12 protein-coding genes and 1 other RNA gene are annotated in these 15,153 nt (G+C 62.6%); 12 read left to right on the top strand and 1 reads right to left on the bottom strand.

What is annotated here, in order from left to right; genetic code table 11:
* Positions 1–8 precede the first annotated feature (8 nt).
* The 9 genes from uvrC (at position 9) to V4529_03515 (ending at position 11,303) form a co-directional block, all read left to right on the top strand.
* Positions 9–1,856: an excinuclease ABC subunit UvrC gene (gene uvrC / locus V4529_03555; protein MES2357399.1), complete on the top strand. Its 1,848-nt coding sequence runs from the start codon at positions 9–11 to the stop codon at positions 1,854–1,856.
* A gap of 100 nt (positions 1,857–1,956) precedes the next feature.
* Complete coding sequence (gene accD / locus V4529_03550) at positions 1,957–2,820, top strand: acetyl-CoA carboxylase, carboxyltransferase subunit beta (protein ID MES2357398.1); 864 nt, start codon at positions 1,957–1,959, stop codon at positions 2,818–2,820.
* Positions 2,805–4,112 carry a folylpolyglutamate synthase/dihydrofolate synthase family protein gene (locus V4529_03545; GenBank protein ID MES2357397.1) on the top strand — a complete coding sequence of 436 codons (1,308 nt, stop codon included), beginning with the start codon at positions 2,805–2,807 and terminating at the stop codon, positions 4,110–4,112. The genes accD and V4529_03545 overlap by 16 nt, the downstream gene beginning before the upstream one ends.
* A gap of 85 nt (positions 4,113–4,197) precedes the next feature.
* Positions 4,198–5,421, top strand: a complete 1,224-nt coding sequence (gene hisS / locus V4529_03540; protein MES2357396.1) for a histidine--tRNA ligase — start codon at positions 4,198–4,200, stop codon at positions 5,419–5,421.
* A 47-nt stretch (positions 5,422–5,468) separates the two neighbouring features.
* Positions 5,469–6,938 carry a proline--tRNA ligase gene (gene proS / locus V4529_03535; GenBank protein MES2357395.1) on the top strand — a complete coding sequence of 490 codons (1,470 nt, stop codon included), beginning with the start codon at positions 5,469–5,471 and terminating at the stop codon, positions 6,936–6,938.
* Positions 6,920–8,209, top strand: coding sequence for a diaminopimelate decarboxylase (gene lysA, locus V4529_03530; GenBank protein ID MES2357394.1), 1,290 nt, complete (start codon positions 6,920–6,922; stop codon positions 8,207–8,209). Before proS ends, lysA begins: the two co-directional genes overlap by 19 nt.
* On the top strand, positions 8,209–8,697 hold the full coding sequence (locus V4529_03525; protein ID MES2357393.1) for a YfcE family phosphodiesterase: 489 nt from the start codon (positions 8,209–8,211) through the stop codon (positions 8,695–8,697). Before lysA ends, V4529_03525 begins: the two co-directional genes overlap by 1 nt.
* Positions 8,698–8,704: 7 nt before the next feature.
* Positions 8,705–10,252, top strand: coding sequence for a glutamine-hydrolyzing GMP synthase (gene guaA, locus V4529_03520; GenBank protein ID MES2357392.1), 1,548 nt, complete (start codon positions 8,705–8,707; stop codon positions 10,250–10,252).
* 28 nt (positions 10,253–10,280) lie between these two features.
* Positions 10,281–11,303, top strand: a complete 1,023-nt coding sequence (locus V4529_03515) for an LLM class flavin-dependent oxidoreductase (GenBank protein ID MES2357391.1) — start codon at positions 10,281–10,283, stop codon at positions 11,301–11,303.
* 134 nt (positions 11,304–11,437) lie between these two features.
* Here the strand turns inward: V4529_03515 and V4529_03510 are convergent, their stop codons facing one another.
* Positions 11,438–11,890, bottom strand: a complete 453-nt coding sequence (locus tag V4529_03510) for a PTS sugar transporter subunit IIA (protein ID MES2357390.1) — start codon at positions 11,888–11,890, stop codon at positions 11,438–11,440.
* Between the two features lie 124 nt (positions 11,891–12,014).
* Between V4529_03510 and dusB the strand changes: the two genes are divergently transcribed.
* The 3 genes from dusB to ssrA all read left to right on the top strand — a co-directional run bounded on the left by dusB (position 12,015) and on the right by ssrA (position 15,148).
* A complete protein-coding gene (dusB, locus tag V4529_03505; GenBank protein MES2357389.1) occupies positions 12,015–13,070 on the top strand; it encodes a tRNA dihydrouridine synthase DusB in 1,056 nt (351 codons plus the stop codon).
* On the top strand, positions 13,003–14,496 hold the full coding sequence (locus V4529_03500) for a GGDEF domain-containing protein (protein ID MES2357388.1): 1,494 nt from the start codon (positions 13,003–13,005) through the stop codon (positions 14,494–14,496). Before dusB ends, V4529_03500 begins: the two co-directional genes overlap by 68 nt.
* Positions 14,497–14,780: 284 nt before the next feature.
* Positions 14,781–15,148: a transfer-messenger RNA gene (ssrA, locus tag V4529_03495) on the top strand.
* The last annotated feature ends 5 nt before the right edge of the window (positions 15,149–15,153 follow it).

Genomic DNA, 15,153 nt, shown 5'->3' with positions numbered 1-15,153 from the left:
TTTCGATGGTGACGGTTCCCGAAACGGTAGCACAGAAGCTTCAGCACCTTCCGGACGGCCCCGGCGTGTATCTGTGGAAGGGCGCTGACGGAGTGGTGCTGTACGTGGGGAAGGCAAAGAGGCTGCGCTCGCGCGTGCGCAGCTACTTCGCGAGCGACCACCCCTTCAGTCTCAAGACGCAGCATCTGGTACGCAACATCGCCGACCTCGAGACGATCGTCGTCCCGACGGAAGCGCACGCGCTCATACTCGAGGCGAACCTGATCAAGGAGTATCATCCCAAGTTCAACATCGCGCTCCGGGATGACAAGTCGTATCCATACATCAAGGTCACGGTGAACGAGCCCTTCGCGCGCATGTTCGTCACGCGACAGGTAAGCAACGACGGCGCAAAGTATTTCGGCCCGTACACGGACGTCGGCGCGATGCGTCGCTCGCTCAACGTGGTGAGGCGCATCTTCACCGTGCGCTCGTGCAACTACGACATGCCGCGCGAGATGCCGGAGCGTCCGTGCCTCGACTACTTCATCCAGCGTTGCAAGGCGCCATGCGTGTTCAAGCAGACGCAGGCGGAATACGCCGCGATGATCGACGAGGTGGTGCTGTTCCTGGAAGGGCGTTCCGACGAAGTGGTGCGCAGAGTGCGAGAGCGAATGGAGCTCGCGGCGTCGAGCCTGGACTTCGAGCGTGCTGCGGAGCTGCGTGACGCGCTGATGCACCTGGAGCGCATGGAAGAACCGACGGTCGTTCTGCGCGTGGAAGGTGGCGATCGCGACGTAATCGGCTATGCGCGCGATGGCGACGATGCTGTGGTCGCGCTTCTACGTATAAGAGAAGGGAAGCTGCTCGCGCGCGAGCACCGCTTCATGGAGAACGTGGACGGTGAGGATGACGCAGACGTATTACGGCTGTTCCTTGCCGGCAGTTACATCGCCATGCCCGAGCACGCGTCCGAGCTGGTGCTTCCATTCGATTTCCCGGACCGCGAGCTGATCGAGGAATCGTTGCCCGGCCAACGCATACACATCCCGCAAAGGGGTGTTCGTCGCGAGCTCGTCCAGCTGGCCGAGCAGAATGCGCGGCACCTGCTGGAGGAGCTGAAGCTCGCATCGGCGGAGTCCGATGTGCGCGCGGGCGAGCCGGTGTACGAGCTCGCGCGAGAACTCTCGCTGCAGAAGTTGCCGCGCACCATGGTGTGTTTCGACATCTCGACAGCGCAGGGCACAGATACCGTCGGCTCCTGCGTGTTCTTCGAGAATGGCCGCGCCAAGCGCGGCGAGTATCGCAAGTTCAAGGTGAAGACTGTCGTTGGAACTGACGACTTCGCTTCGATGAACGAAGTCGTCACCCGGTACTTCAACCGTCGCAAGGAAGATGGAAAGCAGCTTCCCGATCTCATCGTCATCGATGGCGGGAAGGGACAACTTTCCGCTGCGCACGAAGCCCTCGCTTCCATCGGACTCGGTGACCGCCCGCTGATCAGCCTGGCGAAGCGCGAAGAGGAGATCTTCGTATGGGGCAGAGCGGAGCCGCTCAGGCTCTCACGCCGGTCAGCGGCGCTGCGACTTCTGCAGCAGATTCGGGATGAAGCTCACAGATTCGCGGTAACGTTCAATCGCAAGCGTCGCAGCATGCGAACGGTGACGTCGGAGCTGCTCTCGATACCCGGAGTCGGTCCCGTAAAGCGGCGCCAGTTGATTCAGGCCTTCGGAAGCGTTCAGGGGGTGCGCGACGCATCGCTGGACGAGATTGCCGTTCTACCCGGCTTCACGAAGGCCTCGGCGCAGCGTCTCAAGGATCAGTTGGCGGCCTCCGACGTGGTGGCGCCGGCGTCTGCCGTGCCATCTCCGGAATAGCTGGCGCACATCTTTTCCGGCCGCGGGACCTGGCTGGTTACCGGACGCCTGTTCCGCAACTCCTTGCCCAGCATTGGGTGCCGGGTGACATTAGAGGTATATGGCTTGGTTCAGGAAGGACAAGAAGCCCCGCAGTCCGCGGCGCGAACGGCTGGAGATTCCGGCAGACGCCTGGGAAAAATGCGAATCGTGTGGCTACACCGACATAACGGAGAAATTCGTCCGGAATCTCAACGTTTGTCCAAACTGCGGCTTTCACCGCAGAATTCGCGCGTGGGACTACGCCAACATATTCCTCGATGAGGGGACGGCCGAGGAGACCGAGGTCGAGATCCGCTCGGCCGACCCGCTCGGCTTCCCCGAATACGCCCAACGGCTCAAGAAGGCGACGGCCAACGCGGGTGAAGGTGATGCCATTCTAACCCTCACAGGCCAGCTCGGTGGGTCGCCCATCAGCCTTGGCATCATGGACTTCGCCTTCATGGGCGGGTCGATGGGATCTGTCGTGGGCGAGAAGATCGCCCGTCTCGGGCAACGCTCACTGGAGAAGAAGCACCCGCTGGTCATCGTCTGCGCGTCGGGTGGTGCGCGAATGCAGGAGGGCGTCCTGTCGCTCATGCAGATGGCCAAGGCGTCCGCGATGCTGTCGCAGTTGGCGGAGCGGCGGGTGCCCTACGTATCGCTGCTGACGAACCCGACTACGGGCGGCGTGAGCGCGAGCTTCGCCATGCTGGGGGACGCGATAATCGCGGAGCCAGGTGCGGTGGTGGGCTTCGCTGGGCCGCGTGTGATCAAGCAGACCATCGGACAGGATCTACCGGAGGGCTTTCAGACCGCCGAGTTCCTGCTGGAGCACGGTATCGTGGACATCGTGGTACCGCGTCACGAGCTGAAGCCAACGGTAGGTCGCCTTTTACGACACATGAGCGGCAAGCCGGCGGCGACTGGATGGCTCTCGACCTGACGTACCGGGAAACTATCGAACGGTTGTTCGAAAAGACCGGATCGAAGGTAGTTCCGGGGCTCGAGCGGACCGAAAAACTGCTCGACGCGCTGGGTGATCCACACCGGAAGTACCCTTCCTTTCACGTCGCCGGAACGAATGGCAAGGGGAGCACGGTCGCGACGCTGGATGCGTTGCTCAGGTTCGGCGGTAGGCGCGTGGGGCGGTACACGTCGCCACACATTGTGGACTTTCGCGAGCGGATCGCGATCGATGGCGTGCCGATCCCCGAGGAGACGCTGCTGGAGCTGCTGCGCCGGATCGAGCCGCTCGCAGAGTCGGTGGAGGCGACTTTCTTCGAAATCACCACGGTTGCCGCGATGATCTACTTCGCAGAAGCGAATGTGGATGTCGCGGTGATGGAGACGGGTCTGGGAGGAGCTCTCGACAGCACCAACGTGCTGGACCCGGTCGTCGCGACGGTGACCAATATCTCGCTGGACCACACGGAGTATCTGGGCACCACGCTACAGTCGATTGCGGACGAGAAGGGCGGAATCTTCAAGTTCGGCCGGCCCGCGGTGATCGGAGAACCACGGCTGGATATCGCCAAGAGGCTCGCTGAGCGAGCGGCGGAGCGCGGTGCCACTCCGATATCGATCGTGCGCTCAGATTGGCGTGCGTGGTCGGTCTCGCTCGCTGGCGGCATGACGTCGTTCACCGCGGCGACGCCGTTGGGGCGCACTCGACTCTCCACTCCATTGCTGGGCGAGCATCAGGTCCGCAACACCCTCACTGCTCTCGCGACGATCCACGCTGCCGGTCCGGAGTACGCGATCAAGAAAGAGAACATCAACCGGGCGCTGTCCTCCGTCAGCCTTCCAGGACGGTTTCAACGCATCAGAGACTGGATCTTCGACGTGGCGCACAACGCGGCAGGAGCGCGGGCGCTCGCGGAGACTCTGGCGGCGCGCCCGACTCCGCCTCCGGTGACCATCGTTCTGGGTGTTCTCAAGGACAAGGACTGGTACGGCATGATCGAAGCGTTGGCACCGGTCGCGAATCATTTCATAATTACCAACCCTCCAAGCGCGCCGCCGGAGCGCGCATGGGACCCGCTGCCGGCGGCGGCGCACGCCAATGCGTGCAAGGTTCCGGTTTCGCTCGACCTCGACTTCGCCGTGGCCATGGAGCGTGCAGCTTCGTTGCCCGGCACCAAGGTCGTCTGCGGATCATTTCACACCGTGGGAGACGCGATGGCGGTACTGGGGATCGACCCTGCAGCTCGGGCGTCGCGCGGCGCGCGCGACTGATCCGAGCGTGTTTCGCGGGGGCCGTGCCCGTGGTTCACAGCCGCTGGTGGTAGCACGCGCCTCTCCGACCGAATAGGTTTGGACGATGGCGCACACAACACTACCGGGGTTCAGAGATTTCTACCCTGAGCAGTTTGCAGAGCGCGCGTATGTGACCCGAGCGTGGCGTGAGGTTGCACGCCGCTACGCATTCATGGAATACGATGGCCCGCCGCTCGAATCTCTGGAGCTGTACACGGCCAAGAGCGGCGACGAGATAGTCGGCCAGCTGTATAATTTCGTCGACAAGGGCGGCCGCGAAGTCGCACTGCGTCCGGAGATGACTCCGACGTTTGCGCGCATGGTGAGCGCGCGTGCCAACTCATTGCGCAAGCCGACTCGTTGGTTCTCGATTCCGCAGTTGTTCAGATACGAACGCCAGCAAAAGGGGCGGCTTCGCGAGCACTATCAGCTGAACGTCGACATCGTCGGCGAGGCTGGAGTCGCGGCGGACGCCGAGCTGGTCGCGTGTGCTATCGATATCTGCCGGGAGCTGCGTCTCACGTCGAACGAGGTTGTGGTGCGTGTGAGCGACAGACGCGTGATGCACGCGTATCTCGCGGCACTCGGCATTCCGGTCGACGCATTCGAAGTCGTGCTTGCGGTGACCGACAAGCTGGCGCGGCAACCGCGTGCGGTGTCGGCGGAGAAGCTTGCTGCGGCGGGGCTGAATGAAACGCAAGTGAACGCAGTGCTCGAGATCACGAGCGCAACGCTCGATACCGTTGCGACCGCGATCCAGACCACGTCCGAGGAGGGCGGTGAGCACGTCGAGGAATTGCGCAGATTCTTCGAGTACGTTGGCACGCTGGTGCCGGACGGGGCGGCATGGCTCCAATTCGATCTGTCGATCGTGCGCGGACTCGCGTACTACACCGGCATCGTGTTCGAATTGTTCGACCGCTCCGGTGAGTTTCGCGCGATATGTGGCGGCGGGCGTTACGACAACCTGCTCGGCGCGATCGGCGGCGCAGCGCTTCCTGCGCTCGGATTCGGAATGGGCGACGTCGTGCTCACCGAATTGCTGCGCGCGCGCAAATTGCTTCCGGTGACGGAGCCGTCGGTTGATTACTGGCTCACCGCCGATGAGGACGTTCCGTTGACGAAGATCATGGCCGAGGCGGCGCAGTTGAGGGCACAGGGCTTTTCCGTGGAGTATGCGCTGCGGCATCAGACTCCATCCAAACAGCGCAAGGCGGCGGTTGCGGCCGGCGCGCACAGCATCATCCACCTGAGCAACACGGCGGCGACGGGATCTCATGCCCGATAACGCGCGCCTCATCCAATACTGCATTCACTGCATCAACTACTGCATCGATGGCTGACGAAAAGAAGCTTCCCACTCGCGCTCAGGACTTCAGCGGATGGTACAACGAGCTCGTTGTACGCGCGGAACTGGCGGACTACGCGCCGGTTCGTGGATGCATGGTCATCCGCCCGAACGGCTATGGCATCTGGGAGCGCATGCAACGCCAGCTCGATGACATGTTCAAGGAGACTGGTCATCAGAACGCGTACTTCCCGTTGCTGATCCCACAGAGCTTTCTGCAGAAGGAAGCGCAGCACGTGGAGGGCTTTGCGCCCGAAACGGCGGTTGTGACGTACGGCGGCGGCAAGCAGCTGGATGAGCCGCTCGTGATTCGCCCGACGTCCGAGACGATCATCTACTCGATGTTCGCCAAGTGGGTGCAGAGCTATCGCGACCTTCCGCTGCTGATCAATCAGTGGGCCAACGTCGTCCGTTGGGAGATGCGCACGCGTCTGTTCCTCCGTACGCTCGAGTTTCTGTGGCAGGAAGGGCACACGGCGCACGCGACCGAGGCGGAAGCCGAAGAGGAGACGCGCCGGATGCTCGGCGTGTACCGCGACTTCATGGAAGGCTGGATGGCGATGCCGGTCGTGACCGGTAGAAAGAGCGAGTCGGAAAAGTTCGCTGGCGCGCTGCGCACGTATTCGTGCGAGGCGATGATGCAGGACAACAAGGCGCTCCAGGCCGGTACGTCGCACAATCTCGGGCAGAACTTCGCCAAGGCATTCGATCTCACGTTTCAGACCGAAGCCGGCGAGCTGGACTTTGCGTGGAATACGAGCTGGGGTGTCTCGACACGCATGGTGGGCGGACTCGTGATGACGCACGGTGATGACAATGGCCTTGTCACGCCGCCACTGCTGGCACCGATCGAAGTGGTCATCGTGCCGATCTATCGCACGGACGAGGATCGCGAGCGCGTCATCGCGGCGGCGATGAAGATCAAGGAATCACTCGGCGCCTGGGAGCGCCGGTCGCCTGCACGGCTGCGCATTCACGTGGATGCGCGCGAGGGAATCAAGCCGGGCGCCAAGTATTACGAATGGGAGCTGCGCGGGATACCGCTCCGAATGGAGATCGGCCCACGTGATCTGGACGCGGGTCAGGCGGTGCTGGTGCGTCGCGACACGCGCGAGAAGCGGCCGTATCGACTCGATACGATCGGGGAATCGATACACGAGCTGCTGTCCGCGATCCAGGACAACCTGCTCGAAACGGCGCGCGCGCGACGCGAGGCGAACAGCGTGCGCGGCGACGTTACTTACGAGCGCTTTCGCGAGATCATGGACGGCGACGGGGCGTTCGTGTACGCCGGCTGGTGCGGCTCCGCCGAATGCGAGGCTAAAATCAAGGAAGAAACCAAGGCGACAATACGATGCCTTCCCGACGAAGAGTTCCGTTCCGCGGTGGCACCGACGTCGTGCCTGCGGTGCGGAGAGAAATCGGTAGCGGAGGCCTTGTGGGCCAAAGCGTACTGATGCCCGCCGGTTACACACGGCGCGATGGTGCGCTGTTCTGCGATGGCGTTGCGCTGGACACGATAGCGGATCGGGTTGGCACTCCGGTCTACGTGTACAGCGCAAACACGATTCGCAACCAGTACCAGCGACTTGCGGTCGCGGTTGAAGGACTGCCCGTCCACGTACACTATAGCGTGAAGGCCAATTCCAGTCTGGCGATTCTGGCGCTGCTGAGATCACTTGGCGCCGGCGTCGACATCGTAAGCGGCGGCGAGCTGCACCGCGCGCTCGAGGCGGGATTCGCGGGCTCGGACATCGTATTCAGCGGCGTCGGCAAGACCCCCGCGGAATTGGAGCGCGCAGTGCGCGCCGGCGTGCGCAGCATAAACGTCGAATCCGAAGGCGAGCTCGCGGTGCTGCAGGACGTTTCGCACCGGATCGGCGTCGTCGCCCCGGTAGTTCTGCGTGTAAATCCCGACGTTGCCGTGGACACGCCGCATCCGTACACGCGCACCGGCGAGCGCGGGATGAAATTCGGAATTCCGCTTGATCGGGTCATCGCTGTCGCACGTGCGATGTCGTACATGACAAACGTGAAGCTGATCGGCCTGGCCTCCCACCTCGGCTCGCAGATCGGTGACGCAACGCCGTATGCACTGGCAGCGAAGGCGCTCGTGCAGCTGAAGCGCGATATCGAAGGCGAGAATCTCGCGCAGCTCACGACGTTGGACCTGGGCGGCGGCCTCGGAGTGACGGACGACGACGGCTCATCACTCGATCTCGGGGCGTACGCCGATGCGCTGCGGATCGCCGCCGCAGAGCCAGGTGTGGAGATACTCATCGAGCCGGGCCGGTTCCTGGTGGCCGAGTCGGGCGTGCTGGTGACGCGGGTGCTGTACCGCAAGCATAGCGGCGGAAAGGAGATCGTCATCACCGACGCGGGGATGAACGATTTCATTCGCCCGTCGCTGTACGCGTCGCATCACGCGATCGATTCTGCGTCGAGTGACGCCGAGCCGACTCTGCGCGCGAATATCGTCGGTCCGGTTTGTGAGAGTGGTGATTTCTTCGCGAACAATCGGCTCATTGCTGATGTCGCGCCGGGAGAGCTGCTCGTCTTGCGCGCGACCGGTGCGTACGGCTACTCGATGGCGTCGAACTACAATTCGCGCCCGCGGCCAGCCGAAGTACTTGTGGATGGGAGTCGATTTGCAGTAATCACCGAGCGAGAGTCCGACGCTGATCTTACGCGCCGCGAGACATTCGCGCCTGACTGGATCGAGGACTGATGCGAGTCGGAATCATGGCTGATACGCACGACAGGGTTCCCGCGATTGCGGAGCTCGTCGCCCGTATGATCGCCGGTGGTGCAAGCCTGCTTATGCACGCTGGGGATCACTGTTCACCCTTTTCGCTGACGCCCGTGAATGACGCCAACATCCCGATGCTTGGCGTCTTTGGTCGAAACGATGGAGATCCCGAGGGCCTGGCAGCGGTTGCTGCGCAAGGAGTGGGGACCGAGCTGTACGAGTCTCCGCACAGCTTCGAAGTGTCGGGCAAGCAGATCCTCATCGTTCACGACATTGGTGAGGTGCATCAACGTTCGCTGGACAAGCACCACTTCGTGTTCCATGGCAGCTCGCATCAGGTCGAGATGAAGAGCAGGGGAGACACGCTGATCCTGAATCCCGGTGAGGCATGCGGCTGGTTGTACGGGTCGTGCACAGCTGCGCTCGTCGATCTGGATACGCGCGAAGTGGAAATCATCAAACTCTGAGAGCTGGATGAATCCGGAAAGAATTCTGATTCTTGATTTTGGGGCGCAGTACACGCAGCTGATAGCGCGGCGCGTGCGCGAAGCACGGGTGTATTGTGAGATCCATCCTCCCACGCGAACGCTCGAGTGGGTGCGCGAGTGGAATCCTTCCGGCATCATCTTCAGCGGTGGCCCCAATTCGGTATACGACGAATCCGCTCCGATGGCGGATCCGGCGTTGCTCGGCGTGGCACCGGTACTGGGCATCTGTTACGGAATGCAACTGATCGCACAGCTCTCGGGTGCGACGGTCCTGCGCGCGGGAAAGCGGGAGTATGGTCGCGCCCAGGTCTGCGTCACCGAGCCGGATGCGCTCTTCGCGGGTTTCGACGGCGGGGAATGCCTCGAAGCGTGGATGAGTCACGGCGACCATGTGGAATCGCCACCTCCTGGTTTTACAGTAACAGCGCGGAGCGGGGCCAACCCCGTTACGGCGTTCCGCCATGAGACACGTCCGATATTCGGCGTGCAGTTCCATCCAGAAGTCGCGCACACGCCGCGCGGCCGAGAGCTGATCGAGAACTTTCTGTTCCGTATCTGCGGTTTGCATCCCACGTGGACGCCGGGTTCCTTCGTCGAGCGTGAGGTCGTACGTATTCGCGCGCTCGTTGGCGACGCGCGCGTGATCTGCGGACTTTCGGGCGGCGTCGATTCGTCGGTTGCGGCGGCGCTGGTACACCGTGCAGTTGGAGATCAGCTTACGTGTATCTTCGTGGATACCGGTCTGCTTCGAATGCACGAGCGCGAGCAGGTCGAGCGCACGTTTCGCGCTCACATGGGTGTCAATCTGATCACCGTGGACGCGAGTGCAGAGTTTCTTGGCGCACTTGAAGGCGTCGAAGATCCGGAGAAGAAGCGGAAGATCATCGGACACACGTTCATCGACGTATTCGAAGCCACAGCAGCGAAAGTAGGCGACAACGTTCGTTTTCTGGTGCAGGGCACGTTGTATCCGGACGTGATCGAGTCGTTCTCACCGACCGGCGGCGCGTCGGTGACGATCAAGACCCATCACAACGTCGGGGGACTCAAGAGCGACATGAAGTTCGCCCTGATCGAGCCGCTGCGTGAGTTGTTCAAGGACGAGGTGCGGAACGTCGGACGCGAGCTGGGTCTGCCTGAGGAGATGGTTGGCCGACACCCATTTCCGGGACCGGGCCTCGCGATACGCGTGCTCGGCGACGTCACACCGGCGAAGCTCGAAGTGTTGCGCCGCGCCGATGCGATCTATCTGGAAGAGATTCGCTCAGCGGGATTGTACGATACGATCTGGCAGGCGTTCGCGGTGCTGTTGCCGATCCGCAGTGTTGGAGTGATGGGCGACGAGCGGACGTATGAAAACGTGCTCGCGTTGCGCGCTGTCACCAGCACCGATGGTATGACCGCTGACTGGTATCACTTTCCCTACGATGTGCTGGGGCGGATATCGAACCGCATCATGAACGAGGTCGATGGGGTGAACCGGGTTGCTTACGATGTGAGCTCGAAGCCGCCGGCGACCATCGAGTGGGAATGAGCGAGACTCACGGTCAGCATCTCGTGCAATGAAAAAGATCGGCTTTCTGTCGTTCGGGCACTGGACGCCGTCGTCACAGTCGCAAACACGATCTGCAGCCGACGCGCTGCTGCAGTCCATCGATCTCGCTGTTGCTGCCGAGTCGCTGGGTGCGGACGGCGCATATTTTCGCGTTCACCATTTCGCCCGGCAACTCGCGTCGCCATTTCCGCTTCTTGCCGCGGTCGGTGCGCGGACGAGTCGCATCGAGATCGGCACTGCTGTCATCGACATGCGGTACGAGAACCCGTACTACATGGTGGAGGATTCGGGAGCGGCCGATATCATTGCCGGCGGCCGGCTGCAACTTGGGATCAGCCGCGGCTCGCCCGAGCAGGTGATCGATGGCTGGCGATATTTCGGCTACAGCCCGGCCGACGGTCAGACCGATGCCGACATGGGGCGCGGTCACGCGGAGGTTTTCCTCGGCCTGTTGCGTGGCGACGGATTCGCGCAGCCGAGTCCGAGGCCGATGTTCGCAAATCCGCCGGGCCTGCTGCGCATCGAGCCGCATTCGGATGGTCTGCGCGAGCGGATCTGGTGGGGTGCGGGATCGAACGCCACTGCGGTCTGGGCGGCAAAGCTCGGCATGAACCTGCAGAGCTCCACTCTCAAGGACGATGAGACTGGAGAGCCGTTCCATGTGCAGCAGGCGGCGCAGATCCGGGCATTTCGTGGTGCGTGGAAAGAAGCTGGGCATGCGCGCGAACCGCGCGTTTCGGTGAGCCGCAGCATTTTTGCGCTCGTCACCGATCGAGATCGGGCCAACTTCGGGCGCCAGGGCGCGGACGCGGATCAGATCGGGTACATCGACGAGAAAACGCGCGCGATCTTTGGTCGGAGCTATGCTGCGGAGCCGGATGCACTCGTGGAGCAACTCAGGAACGACGAGGGGATCGCGGCGGCGGACACGCTACTCCTGACTGTACCCAATCAGCTTGGCGTGGACTACAACGCGCACGTCATCGAGGCGATCCTTACGCATGTCGCGCCGGCACTTGGGTGGCGCTGACGGACGTTCCGGCGCGTTAACGGCGCGTAGTTCGATATCGCTCTAAGAGGGGCCGGCACGGGGGGGGGGCGAAACCGCGTTCGATATCTCGTTAGGAGAGGCGGGCGCGGGGGCCCGCCCCTACGGGTGCCACGTTACACCCCTTTTTCCTTCAACAACGCCATGAACTGGGCGGGCTCGGTGAGCTCCAGCAGGCGGCCGGGCACGTCGGATTCCTTGCTGAACTGGGCGATCTTACCGAGTACTGGCAGGTACTGGTTGGAGACCTCCAGCGGCGGCGCGACGATCAGAAAGAAGAAATAGACAGGCTTCTCATCGATCGCCTTGAAGTCGACGCCGTTCGGTTTGCGACCGAAGGCGACCCTCAGCTTGTTGACGACCAGTGAGCGGCAATGCGGGATTGCAATCCCGCGACCGATACCGGTCGAGCCGAGGTTCTCACGGCGCTTCAACATCTTGAACAGCATCCCTTCGGACTTTTCGTCCAACTTCAGGAGCGAAATAAGCTCGCGAAGGATGTCGTCCTTGTTGTCGGCCTTGAGGTCGAGCGAAATCGCATCTTCGGAGAAGAACTCGCGTAGTTCCATTGCGTTTGTTGCGGGTGCGGGCGAAGCGGGCAGTTCGAGGTGAACCGTCCAAGGTACTTTCGGCCCACAGTCATGTCAAATACGCGCGTTGCCCACCCTCGGGGCGAACATTAGCTTCAGAGTCATGGCCAGGACATTCCCATTCCCAATCGCTGCAGCGACGCCACTGTATCTGGCGCCGATGGCGGGAGTGTCGGAATCCCCGTTCCGGCGCATCTGTCACCGGTTCGGCGCCGACGTAGTCGTAACTGAATTTCTTTCGGCCGAAGCAATACGGCGGGAGAATGAGGCCACGCTCGCGAAACTTCGCTTCGGTGCCGACGAGCGTCCCATCGGTGTGCAGATTTTCGGCGCCGAACCCGCAGCAATGGGCGACGCTGCGCGACTGGTATCCGATGTCTTTCAGCCCGAGTTCATCGATATCAACTTCGGCTGTCCCGTCAAGAAGGTCGTGAAGCGGAATGGCGGATCCGGCTGTCTCAAGGACCTCGGACTCGTCGAGTCCGTGATCAAGGCTGTTGCGGCAGCCACGCCGTTGCCTGTCACGGTCAAGATTCGCAGTGGCTGGAGCGAGGAAATGCGGAACCCGGTGGAGATCGCGCTACGGTGTCAGGATGCCGGTGCGACGGTGCTCACTCTGCACCCTCGCACACGCGCACAGATGTACAGTGGCGCTGCACGCTGGGATGAGATCGCGGCGGTTGTGGATGCGCTGGACATTCCGGTGCTCGGCAACGGCGACATCAAGTCCGCCGAAGACGCGATCGAGATGCATCGCCAGACCGGTTGCACCGGAATCATGATTGCGCGCGGATCCTTCGGCCAGCCGTGGATCTTCGATCAGACGCGTGACCTGCTCGAGGGACGCGAGAAGCGGCCGGCGCCCCCGATCCGCGAGCGTCTCGCGATCGCGCTCGAGCACGCGCACATGGCTGACGAGTTCGAGCTCGATCCCCGTGGCGCCGCCGTTGAGTTTCGGAAGCACCTTGGCTGGTATGTGAAGGGGTTGCCGGGATCGGCTGAGCTGCGCAAGAAGTTGTACGCCGTTCGATCCATCACTGAGGTCGAAGCAATCTTCGACGACTACCTGTCCCACCCTTATGGTGCGCGAAATGGTGACGACGACCTGGTCGGGAGAACCGCTGATACAACGAGCGACGCGATCGCCGAGGCTGCGTAGTACCGATTCGGCGCCATCGGTAGAGCACACGCCCATCACGGACGTCCTTGCGGATGTTCGCGAGCTGTTTGGTGGAATACATGCGTCAGTGTGGGATGCAGCTGATCCGGCGGCTGCGCCGCGTTTGATGGAGTTCGTGAGCGCCGACGGGCAGGAGCCGCAGCTCGACCCGCGCGCGAAGGGGTTGATCGCGTGGGCCGCGAATCAGAACGTCGGCGAGATTTCCACGGATGGGGAGCGCGTCGCATTTGTCGCCACGCCGATTCCATCGACGACGGGAGCGCGCCATGTGCTGGCGGTCGCTGCCGGAGAACGTGGCGCGCTCAAGCTTCCGCGGGAGCAGCTCCGCACGTGGCTCCCTCGGCTTGGCCGCAGGTTGTCGACGCTTCGCTCGCTGCTCGACGCGCAGGCCGCGGTGACGCAGTCGGAACGACACGCAGATCTTCTTCTGCTTACGGCGACACAGCTTCAGGACCACAGGACCATCGGGGATCTGGGCGCATCGCTCTGCACTGCGGCATCGCACATGATGGGGACGCGACGGGTAGCGCTGGTGCGCTGGAACCCTTCGCGGCCGGCGGGTGAGGTCGCATATTCGATTCGCGGGCATCCCGTAGTGGCGGGGTCTGTCGTCACCCCTGAGAGCCAGGTTGGCGCGGCGTGCATTGGCGATTACCCCGTGTTGATCGAGGACGCGACGGACCGCGGCCGTGGTTTCGTAGTCTTCGGCGGCGAGGAGGAGCAGCACCCGCTCGGTGCGCTGGCGATAGTCCCGCTACGTGGTGGCGACGGAGTCATCGGCGCGCTCGTGATGGAAAACGAGCTGCCCATCACGATCAGCCCGACCGACGCCAAGAACCTGCGCCTGCTCGGCGTCATGGCGGCGCATGCGCTCGAAACCGTCTGGGAGATCGAGGAGATCAACAGACGCGCGCGGACGGATGCCCTGACCGGGTTGGCGAACCGGCAGCAGTTCGAGGAACGGCTGACGCGCATCGTCATGGAGACCAACCGCTTTGGCGGGTCGTGCACGCTCGTGGTGGTCGATATCGACCGGTTCAAGCACGTCAACGACACCTACGGGCACCAGGTAGGCGACGAGGTGCTCAAGCGCGTCGCTGCAGCATTGCAGGCCGAGGTCCGCAACGTCGATCTCTGCGCCAGATACGGCGGTGAGGAGATGGCACTGCTGCTGCCGCAGACTGATCTTTCTGGCGGATGCCAGCTTGCCGAGCGCCTGAGGACTGCGGTCGGTGGAAGGCCGTTCGTGATCGGCGGCAGGGACATTCGCGTGACAATTTCGCTCGGCCTCGCGACGTATCCCGAAGGGGCGCGGGACCGCGATGAGTTGTTTTCGGCGGCGGACCGGGCATTGTACGTGGCCAAGCGCGAAGGTCGGGATAGGGTTGTTGCGGGTGGGTTATAGTCCGTTGGGGTGACGGTTTAGGCACCGTCATTTAAAGTCGTTTCGAGGCCGTAGGGGCGGGCCTCCGTGCCCGCCCGCTCTGATGCCGGGGTGTGTGTGTGCATCGATCGCCCAAAACGTCAGGGGCCGTGGTCGTACGACATGCGGGCACGGCGCGACACGGCCGCGTGACGGGCAGTGGCTAAATGACGTCACGGGGGCGGGCACGGGGGCCCGCCCATACGCGGGCTCGGCTGACCGCGCGACGGGAACCTGCGCGTGCTTACGGTGTTATCTTAAGTGAAGGGGGCGACCGGCTTCGACGGGGTTAGTGAAGCTGTGGCCGCGTGCCGAGGTTCCTGGAACCTCGTAAAAAAATCTGGGAATCTTCACAACTGCCAACGACAACTTGGCCCTGGCTGCGTAACCTGCTGTAAAGCGGTTACTGCACCTGCCTGAATCGGAGCGCTCCTGACGCGCCGACCAGGTATTGCAAATTCGGGATAGTGGCTAGGGGCGGTTTCCCCTTAATCACGAAATAACAGGAACCTTGTCCAGTCGTAGCCCCGCCTTCCGGGTCGCGATTGGAGAGACAAAAAAGCGAAGGCTACGCACGTAGATGCTGTGGTGAATCTTGCTTCGGACCGGGGTTCGAATCCCCGCGCCTCCACTTACCTC

Source organism: Gemmatimonadota bacterium (assembly GCA_040388625.1).
Lineage (GTDB): Bacteria > Gemmatimonadota > Gemmatimonadetes > Gemmatimonadales > Gemmatimonadaceae > Fen-1247.
Note: the sequence above shows the minus strand (reverse complement) of the source record. Positions and strands in the feature narration are given on the sequence as shown.

What these genes read in the sequence shown, in the direction of transcription:
- accD (MES2357398.1), top strand. Translation starts at nt 1,957, where the DNA reads ATGGCTTGGTTCAGGAAGGACAAGAAGCCCCGCAGTCCGCGGCGCGAA.
- V4529_03545 (MES2357397.1), top strand. Translation starts at nt 2,805, where the DNA reads ATGGCTCTCGACCTGACGTACCGGGAAACTATCGAACGGTTGTTCGAA.
- hisS (MES2357396.1), top strand. Translation starts at nt 4,198, where the DNA reads ATGGCGCACACAACACTACCGGGGTTCAGAGATTTCTACCCTGAGCAG.
- proS (MES2357395.1), top strand. Translation starts at nt 5,469, where the DNA reads ATGGCTGACGAAAAGAAGCTTCCCACTCGCGCTCAGGACTTCAGCGGA.
- V4529_03525 (MES2357393.1), top strand. Translation starts at nt 8,209, where the DNA reads ATGCGAGTCGGAATCATGGCTGATACGCACGACAGGGTTCCCGCGATT.
- guaA (MES2357392.1), top strand. Translation starts at nt 8,705, where the DNA reads ATGAATCCGGAAAGAATTCTGATTCTTGATTTTGGGGCGCAGTACACG.
- V4529_03515 (MES2357391.1), top strand. Translation starts at nt 10,281, where the DNA reads ATGAAAAAGATCGGCTTTCTGTCGTTCGGGCACTGGACGCCGTCGTCA.
- V4529_03510 (MES2357390.1), bottom strand. Translation starts at nt 11,890, where the DNA reads ATGGAACTACGCGAGTTCTTCTCCGAAGATGCGATTTCGCTCGACCTC.
- dusB (MES2357389.1), top strand. Translation starts at nt 12,015, where the DNA reads ATGGCCAGGACATTCCCATTCCCAATCGCTGCAGCGACGCCACTGTAT.
- V4529_03500 (MES2357388.1), top strand. Translation starts at nt 13,003, where the DNA reads ATGGTGACGACGACCTGGTCGGGAGAACCGCTGATACAACGAGCGACG.